Source organism: Pseudomonas meliae (genome assembly GCF_001400515.1).
Classification (GTDB): Bacteria; Pseudomonadota; Gammaproteobacteria; order Pseudomonadales; family Pseudomonadaceae; genus Aquipseudomonas; species Aquipseudomonas amygdali.
The window spans coordinates 184-16,733 of the sequence record NZ_LJQT01000082.1 but is presented as its reverse complement, the minus strand read 5'-3'; the positions used below and the strand labels follow the sequence as shown (position 1 = coordinate 16,733).

Below are 16,550 nucleotides of genomic sequence, written 5' to 3'. Positions count from 1 at the left end.
GGGCCGGAAACAGGAGCGAAAGGCTTTGGTTACTTTGGCCTCATCAAAGTAACTCGCCGAGGGGCGAAAAGGTGACCTGAGTCGAACCCCAATCCATCTGACATCGCAGAACCGCCGTGCAAAGCGGAGCCACGGTCAGCGCCTGTCTTACTGCTCGTCCAGCGCAAACTCGGTCAGACAGAACGTCGGGATCTTCAGGTCGTTAAGACGCTTGGAGCCACCCAGTTCCGGCAGGTCGATGATCGCAGCGGCTTCATGTACCTCGGCGCCCATGCGGCGGATGAGGTTGGCGGCGGCGATCAGCGTGCCTCCCGTCGCGATCAGGTCATCGAACATGATGACTGAGTCACCTTCGCACAGACTGTCGGCATGCACTTCCAGATACGCTTCGCCGTATTCTGTTTGATAGGCCTCGGAGAGTACGTCGGCAGGCAATTTGCCTTGTTTGCGAAACAGCACCAGCGGCTTGTTCAGTTGATACGCCACCACCGAACCAATCAGAAAACCACGCGCGTCCATGACGCCGATATGGCTGAAATCGGCTTCTATATAGCGTTGCACGAAGCTGTCGATTACCTGACGGGTAGCCTTGGGCGACTGAAAGAGGGGAGTGATGTCGCGAAAGACCACGCCCGGCTTGGGAAAGTCTATGACCGGGCGTATCAGGGACTTGAAGTTCGATTGATCGAAAGTCATCAGGGGGATCCATGGCAGGTTTGGCCAATAGTTTAAGCCGACCCGCCACAGATCGCACGTATCAGCTTTGCATTGCGCCGCCCGCCAGCGCGCACAGCTCGATCGGGGCGAGGATATGAATCTCTTTGCCTTCTGCAGCAATCAACTGGTTTTGCTGGAACCGGGTGAATACCCGCGACACCGTCTCGACGGCCAGGCCCAGGTGATTACCGATTTCGTTGCGCGACATGCTCAGACGAAACTTATTGGCCGAGAAACCTCTGGCCCGAAAGCGCGCAGACAGATTGATCAGAAACGTGGCAATACGCTCATCGGCGGTCTTCTTCGACAGCAACAGCATCATTTGCTGATCTTCGCGAATCTCGCGGCTCATGACGCGCATCAACTGGCGACGCAGTTGCGGCAACTGCACCGACAGTTCATCCAGGCGTTCAAATGGTATTTCGCACACTGAAGTGGTTTCCAGTGCCTGCGCCGAGACCGGGTAAGCCTGGGCGTCCATGCCTGACATTCCGACCAGTTCGCTGGGCAGATGAAAGCCGGTGAGTTGTTCTTCGCCGTTGTCACTGATGTTGAAGGTTTTCAGCGCGCCGGAGCGTACTGCATAGACCGACTCGAAGGTATCTCCCTGACGGAATAGAAACTCGCCTTTTTTCAGCGGACGGCCCCGTTTGACGATCTGGTCAAGGCAGTCCATATCTTCCGTGTTCAACGAGAGGGGCAGGCAGAGTGGAGCGAGACTGCAATCCTTGCAGTGAGCCTGGTTTTGAGCGCGCAACTTTACTGGCTCGGACATCACTTAATTCCTTGTGGGAAAACACACATAAGCCGTAAGGGTACCTCACCCTTGCTTGTCGGGGCCAGCCTACAAAGCCTTCTGTACCATCAAGGTTCCAGAGCGGCTGCCGATAAGCCTGTATTCCCTCGGATGAACAAGGATGCCTTGGCATGTCAACGACACTTCCGTTGATCAACAGTATTACGATACGTACTGCGACCTCGCAGATTACGTACAGCAGCCAGGCCAGCGAAAGCAGCGTCGAGACGCCTGCCGGTGAGGCAAAGGGTGTTGAAGTCAATCTGTCGTCAGCAGGCAAGGCTGCCGCTGCGTCGTCTTCCAGAAATGCCGATATCGAGCAGAGCGGCCTGCCGGCTTCCGTGCAGAAGATCCTCAAGGCTATTCGCGAGCTTCAACGCAGGATCGCGGAAACCATGGAGCAGATCCAGAAGGCTCTGAAGGACCCGAGTCTGAGTCCCGAGGAGCGCCGCACCAAGGCCGCGGCGCTACAGACCGTGCTCACCACATTGCAGGCGCAGGTGAGCAATTCCACGGCCGATTTGTCGTCGCTGATGAACAGCCTGAACTCCAGCGACGCCGACAAGACCAAGGCGGGCATGCTGGTTCTGGCCAAAATGTAGAACCAGGCCGCTGCTCATATCACCCGGGAGAACTGCTGCCTGTTCTGCCGGGTCAGGTACGCATCGAAGACCATGCACACAGCACGCACCAGCAACCGGCCTGACGGTTTCACTTCAATTCCCGCGGCGCTCAACGCAATCAGCCCGTCCTCCGCCATGCCAAGCAGTTGTGGCCATGCGTCGCTGAAATAGTCTCTGAAATCGATGGAGAATGCTTTTTCAATCTCGGCGAAATCCAGCATGAAGTGGCAGATCAACTGCTGAATGACTGCGCGTCTTATCCGGTCGTCATCGCTGCACATCAGCCCTCGTCTGGTTGCTGGCTGGTCGCTGTCCAGCAGCCTTTGATAGTCGCTCAGGTCGCTGCTGTTCTGACTGTACAGCTCGCCGATCTGGCTGATGGCCGAGACGCCCAGCCCGATCAGATCACAGTGACCATGCGTGGTGTAGCCCTGAAAATTGCGTTGCAGGGTCAGGTCTTCCTGGGCGATAGCCAGCTCATCGTCGGGCAGGGCGAAATGGTCCATGCCGATGTAGCGATAACCGGCGTTGCCCAGCTGCTCGACGGTGCGCTCGAGCATGAGCAGTTTGCTCCGGGCATCCGGCAGTTCGGCCGTGTCGATGCGCCGCTGCGGCATGAAGCGTTCCGGCAGGTGGGCGTAGTTGAACACAGATAACCGGTCGGGCTGTAATTCGATGATTTCATCCACTGTGCGGCTGAAGGCTTGCGCGGTTTGTCTGGGAAGTCCGTAGATCAGGTCGATATTCACAGAACGAAACTGCAGCGTGCGGGCGGCTTCGACGATGGCGCGGGTTTCCTCCAGGCTTTGCATGCGGTTGATCGCCCGTTGCACGGTCGGGTCCAGGTCCTGCACGCCAAGGCTGACCCGGTTGAAACCCAGCTCGCGCAGCAGGCCCATGGTCGACCAGTCCGCTTCGCGAGGGTCAATCTCGATGCCATAGTCGCCGGAGTCATCTTCCAGAAAATTGAAATGCGCGCGCAGCTGCGCCATCAACCGACGCAGTTCAGCATGACTCAGGAAGGTCGGCGTGCCGCCGCCCAGGTGCAGTTGCTCCACTACCTGACCGGGTGCCAGGTGGCAGGCGAGCATCTGTATTTCGTGTTCGAGCCGCTGCAGGTAAGCCTGGGCGCGTCCGCGGTCCTTGGTGATGACCTTATTGCAGGCACAGTAGTAACAAATGTTCGCGCAGAAGGGCAGATGCACATAGAGCGACAGCGGGCGCAACGCCTTGCGGCTTTCCCGCAGAGCATGCAGCAGTTCAAATGCGCCTATTTGTGTGTGAAGTTGCACTGCTGTCGGATAGGACGTATAGCGCGGTCCTGCCACATCATAGCGATGGATCAGGTCTGAATCCCAACGAATGGCGTCAAGCATGCGCACGTTTCCCGGTCAGGCTGGCGATGTCGCGAGCATACGCAGGCGCTCAAGGGCGGGCGTTGACGTGGATCAAGCGGTGTGAGCTGCCCGGCCTCAGTGCCCCATCAGCCAATGCTGATGCGGCCCCGGCAAGGTCCAGAGGCCAAACACGATCACCAGCAACCCTCCGGCCATGCGAACACCTCGTTTGCGCAGCAGGACAGTGGTGCGCTCGGCGGCAAGTCCGGTGGCCAGCAGAACGGGCCAGGTGCCCAGCCCGAAGACCAGCATCAGCAAGGCGCTATGGAGAGGATTGCCCTGGCTGGCGGCCCATAGCAGGGCGCTGTAAACCAGCCCGCAGGGCAGCCAGCCCCACAGCGCGCCGAGCAACAAGGCGCGGGGCAGGCTGGACACCGGCAGCAAGCGACTGGCCAGCGGTTGCAGGTATCGCCACAGTCCTCGGCCCAGGCGCTCGATATGCGTCAGCCCGCTCCACCAGCCAGCCAGATACAGCCCCATCACGATCAGCAACACTGCGGCGATGACCCGCATACCCGTTGCCAGCGGACTTTGCGCGACTGCCCAGCCGACCAGCCCGGAACCCAGGCCGGCAATCGTGTAACTGAGAATGCGCCCAAAGTTATAGGCCAGCAGCAGCCGGAATCGACGGCTGCGCTGTTCCTTGGGAATGGCCAGTGTCAGCGCTCCCATGAGGCCGCCACACATCCCCAGGCAATGGCCGCCGCCCAGCAGCCCGAGAATGAACGCCGAGAGCAGCGTCGAAGCAAGTTCAAACATCGTGTTTCTCGTCAGCGCCAGGCCGTTGCTGTTCTGGCCGGGCATGATCCACTGACGGCGGATCATCGAACAATATGCTGTGCGCCGGGCCTTCCATATCGTCGTACTGGCCGCTGTCCACCGCCCAGAAGAACACGTAGATCGCGACACCCACCAGCAGCAGCGCAGCAGGGATCATGATGTAAAGCGCGGGCATGAAACCTCCGGGGCAGGTTGTGACGTCAGGGCGCGGCGCGGCATGCGGGTCAGGCGCAAGGCGTTGAGCACTACGGTCAATGAACTGAGCGACATGCCGATGGCCGCCCATACCGGGGTGATCCAGCCCAGTGCCGCGAATGGCAGCATGAGGCCATTGTACAAGCTGGCCCAGAGCAGATTTTCGATAATGACCCTGCGCGTACGTCGGGCCAGATTCAGTGCGTCGATCAGCACCGGCAAACGGTTGCACAGCAGCACGGCGTCAGCGCTGGTTTTTGCAAGGTCGGTGGCCGAGCCCATTGCCACACTGATGTCGGCAGCGGCCATGACCGGGACGTCATTCACCCCGTCACCGATCATCAGCACCTTGCGTCCCTGAGCCTGAAGTTGCCGCAGCACCTCCAGCTTGTCGTCCGGGTGCATACCGCCACGCGCTTCGTCTATCCCCAGCGCCTGCGCGACACTGGCGACCATCGGTGAGCTGTCTCCGGACAGCAGCAGCGTTTTCCAGCCTCGTGCCTTGCAGGCTTGTAACAAGGTGCCGGCATCGTCGCGCAGTCGATCGTCGAGTACCAGCCAGGCCAGCGGCCCTTGCGCATCGCCCAGCAATAGCCACTGGCCGGACTCATCAGTGATCACCGGCGGTTCAGTGCCGCTCGGCGCACAGACGAACGGCGCCTGGCCGATGCGCAGCAGTTTCCCGTCAACACGTCCTTCCAGCCCTAGCCCCGGTGTGCTGTGCACCTCTTCGGCGGCCCTTGACGCTCGACCAAAGGCGCGGGCAATAGGGTGCTCGGAACGGTTTTCCAGCGCCGCCGCCAGCTCAAGACAGCGGCTGGCGTCCAGTTCGCGTAGCGGGTGAATGCTGCGCAGCGCCAGACGTCCCTCGGTCAGGGTGCCGGTCTTGTCGAAGATGACTGTGTCGATCTGATTCAGGCCCTCCAGTACATGACCTCGGGTCAGCAACAGACCAAGCTTGTGCAGCGTGCCGGTGGCTGCTGTCAACGCGGTCGGTGTCGCCAACGACAGCGCGCAGGGGCAGGTGGCAACGAGCATTGCCAGGACAATCCAGAATGCACGGGATGCGTCGATTTGCCACCAGACAACGCCGATCAGCGCCGCCGCCATCAGCGAAAACAGTAGAAAGGTCTGTGCAGCCCGGTCGGCGATCTGCGCGAGACGGGGCTTCTGCGCCTGGGCGCGCTCGAGCAGGCGGACAATGGCCGAAAGACGGGTTTCCTGACCCAGCGCCGACACGGCAATGGTCAGCGGACTCTCGACATTCAACGTTCCTGCGGTGACCGCATCGCCCGCGCTGCGCACTTGTGGCAGGTACTCGCCGGTCAGCAGTGACTCATCGATACTGGAATGACCTTCGAGGATCCTGCCGTCAGCCGGGATCACCGCACCGGGGCGCACCAATATACGATCAGTCAAACGCAGTTCGCTGAGCATGATGCGCTGGCTCTGGCCATCGTCACCAAGGCGCAGGCATGAGGCAGGCAGCAGGTTGACCAGCTGCGCCGTGGCTGCCGCTGTGCGCTCGCGGGCGCGGCGCTCCAGGTAGCGTCCGGCCAGCAGGAATAATGCAAACATGCCTACCGCATCGAAATACAATTCGCCAGCGCCGGTGACCGCAGTCCAGATGCCGGCGACATAAGCCGCGCCTATTGCCAGCGACACCGAGACGTCCATCGTCAGTTGACGGCTGCGCAGGTCGCGCAACGCACCGCGGAAGAACGGTGCGCAACTGTAAAACACGATCGGAGTGGTCAGAAACAGCGCCACCCAGCGCAGGATGGTGTGCATCTGCGGGCTGAGGTCGATGTTGAACTCCGGCCAGGTGGCCATGGTTGCCATCATTGCCTGAAACCACAGCAGGCCAGCGACGCCCAGTTGCCGCAACGCCAGACGGTTTTCACTTGCCAGACGTTCGGCGGCGCGATCGGCCTGCCAGGGGTGAGCGACATAACCAATTGCGTGCAGCTCGCTCAGCAGTTGACTGAGGGCAAGCTGGTCGCCGCGCCAGCGTACGTGCAGGCGATGGGTGGAGAGGTTCATGCGCGCTTCGGCCACTGCGGGCAAGCGGCTCAGGCGCCTTTCGATCAACCAGCTGCAGGCTGCGCAACTGATGCCCTCGACAAGCAAAGTGGCTTCTGACAAATCGCCTTCGTGGCGTACGAACGGCGCCTGTACTTCAGGGCGGTCGTAGAGTGCCAGTTCATCGATCAATTGCGTGGGCAGGCTTTCCGGGTTGGCCGAGGCCTCGCTGCGATGGCGGTAATAGCTTTCCAGGCCGCTGGCGACTATGGCCTCGGCCACCGCCTGACAGCCGGGGCAGCACAGCTCCCGGGGTTCACCGAGCACAACCGCCGTGAAACGGCCGCCGGCCGGCACGGGCAGGTCGCAGTGGTAACAGCGCATTGGAGTGGCGCGGGGCAACGTCGCCATGTTCAGTCTTTCCGGCGTTGCGCGGCTTGCAGGGGTTCGTCGCCCAGGGTCAGGTCAGCAGCGTCGACCTGCTCTTCTTCGAACAGACGCCAGGTCTGGTCGCCTTCGACACCCAGCAGTTCCACAAAGCGCCGACCCTCGACCCGGTCTTGCAACTGCCCGATGTAACGGCCCGGTTCAGACGGGCTGCGGGTCAGGAACACACGGCGATCACTGGCAGGGCGCGTCGGCGAAATAAGGTTCAACTCCAGACGCTCCGGGTTGCTGTTGCCGCTCAGGCGCAGCTCGACTTCGCCGGTCAACTCGTCCAGATGTACATGGGCGTGCAGTTTGAGGTTTTGCGCAAGCACTTCCCGATTCAGCGAGCGATTGATGCCTTTGCCGGCCTCGTAGTAATTATCGGTAACCAGCGGGTCAGGGTTGGTGACTGCAATGAACACCATCGACAGGCTCAACGTCACCGAGCAGGTCAGAATGGCGATGATGATCCATGGCCAGAGGTGCCTGTACCAAGGGCTTGCAGCAGTCGCAACGGGCATGACGGTGCTCTTAACGAAGAGGTGGGCCGATGAAACGGCTTTTGGTGTCGACATGTGTGTCGCTGTCGATGTCCTTGAGGGTAAAGGTGACTTCGTTGCTGTGTGCCGGGAGCTTTTCGGGCGCGCTGGAGAGCTCCACCGGCAGGCTGACGATCTCGCCTGCCGGGACGCTGATTTCCCGACGGCCCTGCAGTTTCAGGTCGGGCAGGCCGCTGGCCTCCAGCACATAGTCGTGATCCACCTGATCCTTGTTCATCACTTTCACGGTGTAGACGTTTTCGATACGGCCTTCGGCGTTTTCCCGAAAAAGCATACGGTCCTTGCTCACCTCCAGACCCACCAGCCCACGCATGCAGAAGGCCGCGATCAGCAGCCCGATCATCAGCAACAGAACCAGTGCATAACCGATCAGGCGCGGGCGCAAGGTGCGGGTGCGCTGCCCGGACAGATTGTGTTCGGTGGTGTAGCGAATCAGGCCGCGAGGGTAGTCCATCTTGTCCATGACTGTATCGCAGGCATCGACGCACGCCGCACAGCTGATGCATTCCACCTGCAGGCCGTCACGAATGTCGATGCCGGTCGGGCAGACCTGCACGCACATCGTGCAGTCGATGCAGTCACCCAGCCCCAGTGCCTGAGGATCAGCCTCCTTCTTGCGCGGGCCTCGGGCTTCGCCACGATTCTGGTCGTAGGAGATGATCAGCGTGTCCTTGTCGAACATCACGCTCTGGAACCGCGCGTAGGGGCACATATAGATGCACACCTGCTCGCGCAGCCAGCCTGCATTGAGGTAAGTGGCCAGGGTGAAGAAGCCGACCCAGAAATACGCCCAGCCATCCGCTTCGCCCGTGAACAGATCAATGCACAAGTCGCGAATGGGAGAGAAGTAACCCACGAAGGTCATGCCCGTGGCAAAGCCGATCAGCAGCCACAGGCTGTGCTTGGCGAGCTTGCGCGCCAGTTTGCCGGTGCTCATCGGGGCATGGTCAAGCCTGATGCGCTGGTTGCGATCGCCCTCGGTGACTTTCTCGCACCACATGAACATCCAGGTCCAGACGCTTTGCGGGCAGGTGTAGCCGCACCATACCCGTCCGGCATAGACCGTGATGAAGAACAGCCCGAAGGCTGCAACGATCAGAATGCCGGACAACAGAGTGAAATCCTGCGGCCAGAACGTCGCGCCGAAGATGTAGAACTTGCGCTCCGGCAGGTCCCACCAGACTGCCTGGTGCCCACCTTTATTGAGCCAGACCGTGCCAAAAAAGATAAGCAGCAACACGGCACCGCCCAACATGCGCACATTGCGAAACAGACCTTTGAACGCGCGGGTGTGGATTTTCTCGCGCGAGGCATAGAGGTCGATGAATTCGCCGCTTTTTTCGGATGGCGGTGTGATGTCTTGTACTGGAATCTGGTTGCTCATTGATGGATCCAGCGGCGGTGGAGTAGCCTGGGCCGATACAGGTCAGGCAGGTTTACATCCGCGTTCAACGTGACGCACGTGAATAGACGGCCGCTTCTTCATCCAACTGGCTGACCCAGGGGTTGAGCAGCGCGACCCCGCACGACTGAAAGTCGATTGTGTTGCGTGTGACCACAGTCATGCCATGCACCAGCGCAGTAGCCGCGATCAACGCATCGCATTCGCTGCGCGGGTCGGGAACATGCAGTTGGGCGCAGCGCCTTGCGACCTGAGTATCGACTGTCAGGATACGCCCGGCGAACGCTTTCAATACATGCTGGTCAAGCCACATTCGCAATACTGCACCCTGTGCCGGGTCGCGGCGTTCGATACGCAGGATACCTGTTTCGAGCTCAAGAATCGTGATGGACGAGATGAACAGGCTGGAGGCCATCTGTGTTCGCGACCAGCGAAGCACGTTGGCGTCTGCAGTGCGCTTTCTGAGCTCTGAAACCACGTTGGTGTCGAGCAGGAACATCAGGACAGATCAACCTGTCGCGGGGTGATCACGGCACGCTGAGGCTCGAATTCGATATCGATGTCAGTGGGCATTATCAGCATGTCGGCGATGTTTGCTGCGCTGCCGGTCAGCTTCAGGTAATCCTCGATGCAAAGCAGCACATGGGCCGGGCGACCTCGGTCGGTAATGAACACGGGGCCTTCATTCGCGGCCTTCTTGGCCCCGCTGGTGTCCTGATTGAATTCACGGCTGGAGAGGGTAGTGGTCATGTGCGCGACTTCCAGAATGAGTAGACAGATTATTGTGGTCGTGAAGGAGTCTAGTCATGTAGAGATGTAACTACAACGAATTTGTTCTTTCAGAATGCAACAACCATGCGCTAATCGAGCCGCGTCATCTGGATTCAGGTGGCTTCTCCTGGCGGGACAGGCTGTAAACATAGGCAGCCAGAATGTGAACCCGGTCATTGCCTTGCAGTACCTGCTGAGCGGGCATCTGGCCCTGGCGGCCATCGCGAATGGTCTGCTGCAACTGCGCGAAGCTGGAACCGTAGATAAACGCGTTGGGATGCGTCAGGTCCGGCGCGCCGAGAATCGGCATTCCCTTGCCTTCTGGCCCGTGACAGGCAACGCAGAGTGTCGCGAAGGTCTTCTGGCCCGCGACCGGGTCAGCTTTGGCACCTTCGGGCAACTGCCGGGCGTCCAGTTGGGTCAGCACGTAGGCCGACACATCACGCACACCCTGTTCGCCCAGCACTTCGCCCAGGGCGGGCATCACGCCCATGCGCCCGGCCATGATCGACGTCTTGATCGCCTGAGCGTCGCCGCCCCAGCGCCAGTCGGCATCGGTCAGATTGGGAAAGCCGTAGGCGCCTTTCGCGTCAGAGCCGTGGCAGACCGAGCAGTTGGAGGCAAACAGGCGAGCACCGATTTTCAGCGCCTGCGGGTCTTTGGCTACCTCCTCGACGGGCATGGCGGCGTATTTGGCGAACAGCGGGCCATAGCGGGCCTCGGCAACGGCCACTTCCCGTTCCCATTCGTGGACACTGCTCCAGCCTTGCTGGCCGTCGGAGAATTGCACTTTGCTGTCCTTGTCCCGATAGTCGTAACCGGGCAGCAAACCCTTCCAGTTGCCCAAGCCTGGGTACAGGACTAAATACCCCAGCGCAAAAACGATGGTCGCTATGAATAGATAGAACCACCATCTGGGTAGTGGGTTGTCGTACTCCTCAATGCCGTCGAACGCATGGCCGACGGTCTCATCTGTCGGTTCGTCGGGCTGACCTTTGCGCGTGGACAGCAGCAGCCAGAGCATGGCGATGATTGTGCCCAGCGTCAGGACCGCGACGTACAGGCTCCAGAACGTACTCATGGTTGATCTTCCCGTTCAGCCCTGGCGCGCTCGACCCTGCCTATGGCCTCGGGGTCATCTGCGAAAGGCAACAGGGTCGCATCGTCGAAGTGCGCCTTGCGGGCAGGGCTGAACACCCACAGCATCAGGCCGATGAACGCAACCATCACGACCAGTGTGCCAAGGCCTCGAATCATTCCGATGTCCATCATGTTCACCGTTTGCTCTTGATGAGCGTGCCGAGGCCTTGCAGATAGGCCACCAGCGCGTCCATTTCAGTCTTGCCCTGCACGGCGGCGACCGCACCGGCGATGTCCGCGTCGGTGTACGGGGTGCCAAGGGTACGCAGCACTTGCAGCTTTTTTGCCGTCTGCGTGCTGTCGATCTTTTTCTCGGCCAGAAACGGATAGGCGGGCATGATCGACGTTGGGACCACGTCCCGAGGGTTATTCAGGTGCACACGGTGCCACTCATCCGAGTAGCGACCGCCGATCCTGGCCAGGTCCGGCCCGGTGCGTTTGGAACCCCATAGAAACGGCTGGTCCCAGACGCTTTCGCCCGCCACCGAGTAATGCCCGTAGCGTTCGGTTTCGGCGCGTAATGGCCGGATCATCTGTGAGTGGCAGCCTACGCAACCATTGGCGATGAATACATCGCGGCCTTCTACCTCCAGCGCGCTGCGTGGTTTCATGCCTTCGATCGGTTGATTGGTCACATCCTGAAAAAACAGCGGGACGATCTGCGTCAGCCCGCCGATGCTCACGGCAATAACCATAAAGAACGCCAGCAGGCCGATGTTTTTTTCGAGCACATCATGTTTCATCAATGCGCTCCCACGACGGCAATGCGCGCAGCGGCCTCGGCCGCCTGCGGGTCAGAGGCTCGCACTGTACGTATCACGTTGTAGGCCATCAACAGCATGCCGCTGGTGAAGATGGCACCGCCGATGGCGCGCACGATGTAGCCGGAGTGACTGGCCTGCATGGTCTCGATGAAGGAATAGGTCAGCGTGCCGTCGTCGTTCACTGCACGCCACATCAGGCCCTGGGTGATGCCATTGACCCACATCGAGGTGATGTACAGCACAGTACCGACGGTCGCGAGCCAGAAATGCGTGTTGATCAGGCCGACACTGTGCATGTGCGGACGGGCGTAGAGTTTCGGGATCATGTGATAAACCGACCCGATGGTAATCATCGCCACCCAGCCCAATGCCCCGGCATGTACGTGGCCGATGGTCCAGTCGGTGTAGTGCGACAGCGAGTTGACGGTCTTGATTGCCATCATCGGGCCTTCAAAGGTCGACATGCCATAGAACGCCAGCGAGACCACGAGAAAGCGCAGTATCGAATCGGTCCGCAACTTATGCCATGCACCCGACAGCGTCATCATGCCGTTGATCATCCCGCCCCAGCTGGGTACCAGCAGAATGATCGACATGACCATACCCAGCGACTGTGCCCAGTCTGGCAGGGCGGTGTAGTGCAGATGGTGCGGACCGGCCCAGATATACAGGGTGATCAATGCCCAGAAATGCACGATGGACAAACGATAGGAGTACACCGGGCGCTCGGCCTGTTTGGGCACGAAGTAATACATCATGCCGAGAAAGCCGGTAGTCAGGAAAAAACCTACGGCATTGTGCCCGTACCACCACTGGATCATGGCGTCGGTCGCTCCGGCGTAGGCCGAATAGGATTTGAACAGGCTGACCGGCAGCGAGATGTGGTTGACGATGTGCAGCATGCCGGTCACCACGATGAATGCGCCGTAAAACCAGTTGGCGACATAGATATGCCGGGTCCGGCGTTTGACGATGGTGCCGAAAAACACCGCAGCGTAGGCGGCCCAGACGATCGCCAGCAGAATGGCCACCGGCCATTCAAGTTCGGCATATTCCTTGGTGGTGGTGTAGCCCATCGGCAGCGTCACGATGGCGCCGACAATCACGGCTTGCCAGCCCCAGAAGGTAAACGCCGCGAGGCCATCGGAAACAAGCCGTGTCTGGCAGGTGCGCTGTACCACGTAATAAGAGGTGGCAAACAGCGCGCAGCCACCGAACGCAAAGATCACCAGGTTGGTGTGCAACGGCCGCAGGCGTCCGAAGGTAGTCCATTCAAGTTCCAGGTTCAGTCCCGGCCAGACCAGCTGCGAAGCGATGAACACTCCCAGGCTCATGCCGATCACGCCCCAGACCACGGTCATGATGGCAAACTGGCGCACCACTGTGTAGTTGTAGGTCGTCGGACTGGTTGTTGTGTTCATTACAGACTTCCACGATTCAGATGTTGACCGCAGACGTAATCGGGCTCGGGCGATGCATCGCTGGAAATGGCATCGAGGCACACGAAAAGGCAGGGGCAGGAACAGACAGGCACATTAGCGAGCGTCAAATGGTTGCAGCAGACGTGTGTCGACGAGTTTAGCTTTGAAAGAAGGGTGTGGGAAGCCGCAGCGCGGAGCGGATAATCTGCGTTGTATTGTCAGCGAGTATTCCGCACCCCGTTGCAGGGTGCGGAGTTCACGCATCGCCGCTGGATTGGAGCAAAGCGGTGGCGACCCTCGCGTACAGACGAGTTGATCAGGACTCGCGCAAAGACTGTCACGCATGTTCAATCGGCGGTTGCATCTGTCATAGCCCAGCAAACTGGCCTGAGCAGGCATATGACTCTGGCGACCGACTCAGCGGTTCTGTTGCAATTGTGCGAGGCCAGTACCGTCAATGAAACCGCCCGGCGGTGTCAGGTTTGGGGCGCTCATCGCCTTGGTACTTTTACCTTGTGCACCTTGGCAGATTAACCGGGCGGACCTGAATGGTGGCTGTCCGGCAGGGCCTGTCGGTGCGTCCACGCGCTCTGCGCTTGCGCGATTCACGCAGGATTCGCGGTTATAGTAGCGGGCTACTCTGAGATTCATCTGAACGAGGCAAGCATGAGCAAAGGCCCACAGCCCGGCACTGGCAAGGATCAATGGCTGCAACTGATCAACGAAAAAGGCTGGTTATGGACGCCCACCCTGCGGGCAGACGCGCAGGAGGCGCCCACCTTGCTGCTGGCACATGGCGCAGGCGCACCGATGGACAGCGATTTCATGAGCCACATGGCCACCGATATTGCGGCGCAAGGCGTCAGCGTCCTGCGCTTCGAGTTTCCTTACATGGCCCTGCGGCGTCACGGCGGCAGCAAGCGTCCGCCCAATCCGCAGGCGCAATTGCTGGAATGCTGGCGAGAGGTCTATGCCTTGGTCAGGCCTTTTGTGGCTGGGCGACTTGCTGTTGGCGGCAAGTCGATGGGCGGGCGAATGGCCAGCCTGATTGCCGATGAGATCGAGGCGGATGCGCTGGTTTGCCTGGGGTATCCGTTCTATGCCGTGGGCAAGCCGGAGAAACCGCGCGTGGCCCATCTGGCTGAATTGAAAACACCTGCTCTGATCGTTCAGGGCGAGCGCGATGCGTTGGGTAATCGCGAAGCAGTGGAGGGTTATGCGTTGTCCAGCGCTATTCAACTGCACTGGTTGCCGACCGCCAATCACGACCTCAAACCATTGAAAGTCGCAGGTATCAGCCATGAACAATGCCTGGTCGAGTCGGCGCAAGTGATTGCCCGCTTTCTGCGCACCTGATTTATCGGCAATGTACGTCGAAAAAGCCGTTGGTCACTTCGAAATTAATCGATGACATGCTGAAACTGAAGCGTCCGCGCAGGCGCAGAGTATAGGGATTGGCTTCCAACAGGCTCAGGGTGCCGTTTTGAAAGTGTGCCGAATGATAGAGGGTGTTCTGCCGGTGCTGCGTCTCGTTGTAAATCACTTTGATCTGGGCATGGCCTGGCAGATTGTGATCACCGGGTTTCAGGTCGTTGTCCAGAAACAGCCCGATAGTCGTTCGTTTTGTGCCCACCTTGCCGTCGACGATCAGCTTCCATACCCACTGATCGGGTGCCTGCTCCAGCTCAGCCCGCAGGGTCAATTGGCCCGCCAGGGCAAGCACCTTGAACGGTCGCTTATTGACGCAGGCCTGAAAGCTGCCTTCACACGACGCGGGACGAACAAAGCGTTTGGCTGGGGATGTGGTGGGGTGCATGGCCTGACTCTGTAGAACGTATGAATAGAAGCAGGGCGTTGCCCTCTCAGGTAACGCCCTGTTTGATAATTACAGGTTCATCAGTTTTCGATCATCTGATGCCAACGCCAAGACTGGAGTTGTGGCTCTTCAACTTGAAGTTTCCGCCAGAGACCATGTTCTTCACGCAGTACCAGTTCCAGCCCCCGATGCCGGCGCTTGAAACAGTGGACGACCAATAATTACCGTTGCCCATCGGCCAGCGATTGCCGTACAGGTTATAGATCTCCACCAGTTCGTGAATAGTCGGAATCCTTGCGCCGTTGTTGCCTGCGTTTTTGCTGATCTGAGAAAAGCTCCCGCTGCCCAGGCCGATGCAATGGATGACGCCGACGACGGTGATCAGGTAGCTTTTACTCGCGCCCGAAGCATCGGACGCCGTAATGGTGGCCGTGCCGTTGCCTCGAACCGAGGCCAGCCCGTTGCTGTCCACTTTCGCGACCAGCGGGTTGCTCGATGTGTACTGATAGGGTGCCTGTCCGCCGCTGGCCTGACGCTGAAGGGTGGTGTCGGCCGGGAAGTTCGGCAGCAGGTCCGGCGAGCCCGGAAGCAGATAAACCTTGCCGGCCAGCGTGACCGACGAGGTGTCCAGCACCAGCTCGGGCTGCCCCATCAGAATCTGCAAGGCCAGTGTGTCGGATACCTGTACCAGACCATTGACGCGATTGACCACATAAGAAACCGCCACCGTCTGCCCGGCGTTTGCCGTTACCAGCGCCGCAGCAAACACTACCTCCAGCGTCTTGCCCGCGTCCGCGCCGGTCAGCGTCTCTTCCCGTGTGTCATTGCCGTTGTGCCCTTGCCATTGCACGATCACCTGATCGCCGGCTTTCAGGTTGGCGGTGGCGTCGATCACTACGGTTGCCCCGGATGGGGCGTTAGCTGGGTCTAGCGTGTTGCCGGTGGCTTCTTTTATGATTGGGGTGGGCAGGGGCGTTGCTTGCGCGAGTTGCAGCCTCACGTCCACCGCCTCCGAGGCCATGGACAGATTCCCTGCCAGATCTGTAATCGTGTAGTAAACCGGCGCCTCAATGTCGCCGATCAACTCCAGAAACGGCCTGGCGAAGTCGACCATTGTTCGTTTAAGACCCACGTCATCACTGCTCACCACCGCCATCGGACCGGGCAGATCATTCCAGTAGGTGCGGACAACATCGCCCTCCTGCATGCCGTTGTAGCTGGCAATCGTCCCTGAAAGCACGTTACCCATGGTTTGCAGTTCTTCTGAGGTCAGACCGTTCTGTACCTGCGTGGGAAAAATGATGGGGGCCAGCAGCGGATCGCCAGGCGGGGTAAGGTCTACGATGACAACTGTCTCGGCAGAAAACTCGACGACCATATTGATCGGGTTTTCGACCGCGTAAGCCACAGAGTGACGACCTTCCGTCAACAGCTCGGATGGAATGTGCAGCATGAGGTCGTCACCTGGCATCTGCGAAAGCAGGATCTCTTTCTTGAGACCAATAAGCACTCCATCGAAGTACAGCTGATAGGTATAGCCGGGGCGCGCGCCTTGCCAGACGTTCAACAGCACTTCGAGGGGCGTGTTCAAACTGTCGATGGGTAATAGCCCATCGTTCAAGGCGGCTGCGATGACTGGCGCAGTCAGCACGGTTTCTTTTTTTTTCAGTCGCAAGGTTATACATGGGTGTTCCTTATAAGTTTAAAAGTTGCGGGC

The 16,550-nt window shown here is 59.6% G+C and carries 18 protein-coding genes; 2 read left to right on the top strand and 16 right to left on the bottom strand.

Annotation, left to right across the window (positions count from 1 at the left end; all coding sequences use genetic code 11):
- Positions 1–147: 147 nt before the first annotated feature.
- The gene (locus ALO64_RS03860) at positions 148–696 is read right to left on the bottom strand and encodes an adenine phosphoribosyltransferase (RefSeq protein ID WP_002554260.1); all 549 of its coding nucleotides are present in this window, start codon (positions 694–696) and stop codon (positions 148–150) included.
- Positions 697–757: 61 nt separating this feature from the next.
- Positions 758–1,492 (bottom strand): fumarate/nitrate reduction transcriptional regulator Fnr, encoded by a 735-nt coding sequence (gene fnr, locus ALO64_RS03855; RefSeq protein WP_002554259.1) that lies wholly within the window; start codon positions 1,490–1,492, stop codon positions 758–760.
- A gap of 152 nt (positions 1,493–1,644) precedes the next feature.
- Between fnr and ALO64_RS03850 the strand changes: the two genes are divergently transcribed.
- Entirely contained in the window at positions 1,645–2,115 is a 471-nt protein-coding gene (locus ALO64_RS03850; RefSeq protein WP_002554258.1) for a hypothetical protein, read from the top strand.
- Between the two features lie 14 nt (positions 2,116–2,129).
- Here the strand turns inward: ALO64_RS03850 and hemN are convergent, their stop codons facing one another.
- The 12 genes from hemN to ccoN form a co-directional block, all read right to left on the bottom strand.
- A complete protein-coding gene (hemN, locus tag ALO64_RS03845) occupies positions 2,130–3,512 on the bottom strand; it encodes an oxygen-independent coproporphyrinogen III oxidase (RefSeq protein ID WP_044344475.1) in 1,383 nt (460 codons plus the stop codon).
- Positions 3,513–3,608: 96 nt separating this feature from the next.
- Positions 3,609–4,292 (bottom strand): sulfite exporter TauE/SafE family protein, encoded by a 684-nt coding sequence (locus ALO64_RS03840; RefSeq protein WP_044344474.1) that lies wholly within the window; start codon positions 4,290–4,292, stop codon positions 3,609–3,611.
- Positions 4,285–4,488 carry a cbb3-type cytochrome oxidase assembly protein CcoS gene (ccoS, locus tag ALO64_RS03835; RefSeq protein WP_002554255.1) on the bottom strand — a complete coding sequence of 68 codons (204 nt, stop codon included), beginning with the start codon at positions 4,486–4,488 and terminating at the stop codon, positions 4,285–4,287. Before ccoS ends, ALO64_RS03840 begins: the two co-directional genes overlap by 8 nt.
- Entirely contained in the window at positions 4,467–6,941 is a 2,475-nt protein-coding gene (locus tag ALO64_RS03830) for a heavy metal translocating P-type ATPase (protein WP_044344473.1), read from the bottom strand. The genes ccoS and ALO64_RS03830 overlap by 22 nt, the downstream gene beginning before the upstream one ends.
- Before the next feature lie 2 nt (positions 6,942–6,943).
- Positions 6,944–7,480, bottom strand: a complete 537-nt coding sequence (locus ALO64_RS03825; protein ID WP_044344472.1) for a FixH family protein — start codon at positions 7,478–7,480, stop codon at positions 6,944–6,946.
- Positions 7,481–7,490: 10 nt separating this feature from the next.
- Complete coding sequence (gene ccoG, locus ALO64_RS03820) at positions 7,491–8,903, bottom strand: cytochrome c oxidase accessory protein CcoG (RefSeq protein ID WP_044344471.1); 1,413 nt, start codon at positions 8,901–8,903, stop codon at positions 7,491–7,493.
- A gap of 64 nt (positions 8,904–8,967) precedes the next feature.
- Positions 8,968–9,420, bottom strand: coding sequence for a type II toxin-antitoxin system VapC family toxin (locus ALO64_RS03815; protein ID WP_044344470.1), 453 nt, complete (start codon positions 9,418–9,420; stop codon positions 8,968–8,970).
- Entirely contained in the window at positions 9,420–9,671 is a 252-nt protein-coding gene (locus tag ALO64_RS03810) for a type II toxin-antitoxin system prevent-host-death family antitoxin (RefSeq protein WP_044344469.1), read from the bottom strand. The genes ALO64_RS03815 and ALO64_RS03810 overlap by 1 nt, the downstream gene beginning before the upstream one ends.
- 124 nt (positions 9,672–9,795) lie before the next feature.
- Positions 9,796–10,773 (bottom strand): cytochrome-c oxidase, cbb3-type subunit III, encoded by a 978-nt coding sequence (ccoP, locus tag ALO64_RS03805; protein ID WP_044344468.1) that lies wholly within the window; start codon positions 10,771–10,773, stop codon positions 9,796–9,798.
- Entirely contained in the window at positions 10,770–10,961 is a 192-nt protein-coding gene (locus ALO64_RS03800; protein ID WP_002554248.1) for a CcoQ/FixQ family Cbb3-type cytochrome c oxidase assembly chaperone, read from the bottom strand. Before ALO64_RS03800 ends, ccoP begins: the two co-directional genes overlap by 4 nt.
- Before the next feature lie 5 nt (positions 10,962–10,966).
- Positions 10,967–11,575 (bottom strand): cytochrome-c oxidase, cbb3-type subunit II, encoded by a 609-nt coding sequence (gene ccoO / locus ALO64_RS03795; RefSeq protein WP_044344467.1) that lies wholly within the window; start codon positions 11,573–11,575, stop codon positions 10,967–10,969.
- Complete coding sequence (gene ccoN, locus ALO64_RS03790) at positions 11,575–13,017, bottom strand: cytochrome-c oxidase, cbb3-type subunit I (RefSeq protein ID WP_002554246.1); 1,443 nt, start codon at positions 13,015–13,017, stop codon at positions 11,575–11,577. Before ccoN ends, ccoO begins: the two co-directional genes overlap by 1 nt.
- A 666-nt stretch (positions 13,018–13,683) precedes the next feature.
- Between ccoN and ALO64_RS03785 the strand changes: the two genes are divergently transcribed.
- On the top strand, positions 13,684–14,373 hold the full coding sequence (locus ALO64_RS03785) for an alpha/beta family hydrolase (RefSeq protein WP_002554245.1): 690 nt from the start codon (positions 13,684–13,686) through the stop codon (positions 14,371–14,373).
- A 1-nt stretch (position 14,374) separates the two neighbouring features.
- Here ALO64_RS03785 and ALO64_RS03780 read toward each other — a convergent pair whose 3' ends face one another.
- Positions 14,375–14,833, bottom strand: coding sequence for a hypothetical protein (locus ALO64_RS03780; RefSeq protein WP_005731593.1), 459 nt, complete (start codon positions 14,831–14,833; stop codon positions 14,375–14,377).
- 91 nt (positions 14,834–14,924) lie between these two features.
- Positions 14,925–16,484, bottom strand: a complete 1,560-nt coding sequence (locus ALO64_RS03775) for an Ig-like domain-containing protein (protein ID WP_161794694.1) — start codon at positions 16,482–16,484, stop codon at positions 14,925–14,927.
- Positions 16,485–16,550: the final 66 nt, after the last annotated feature.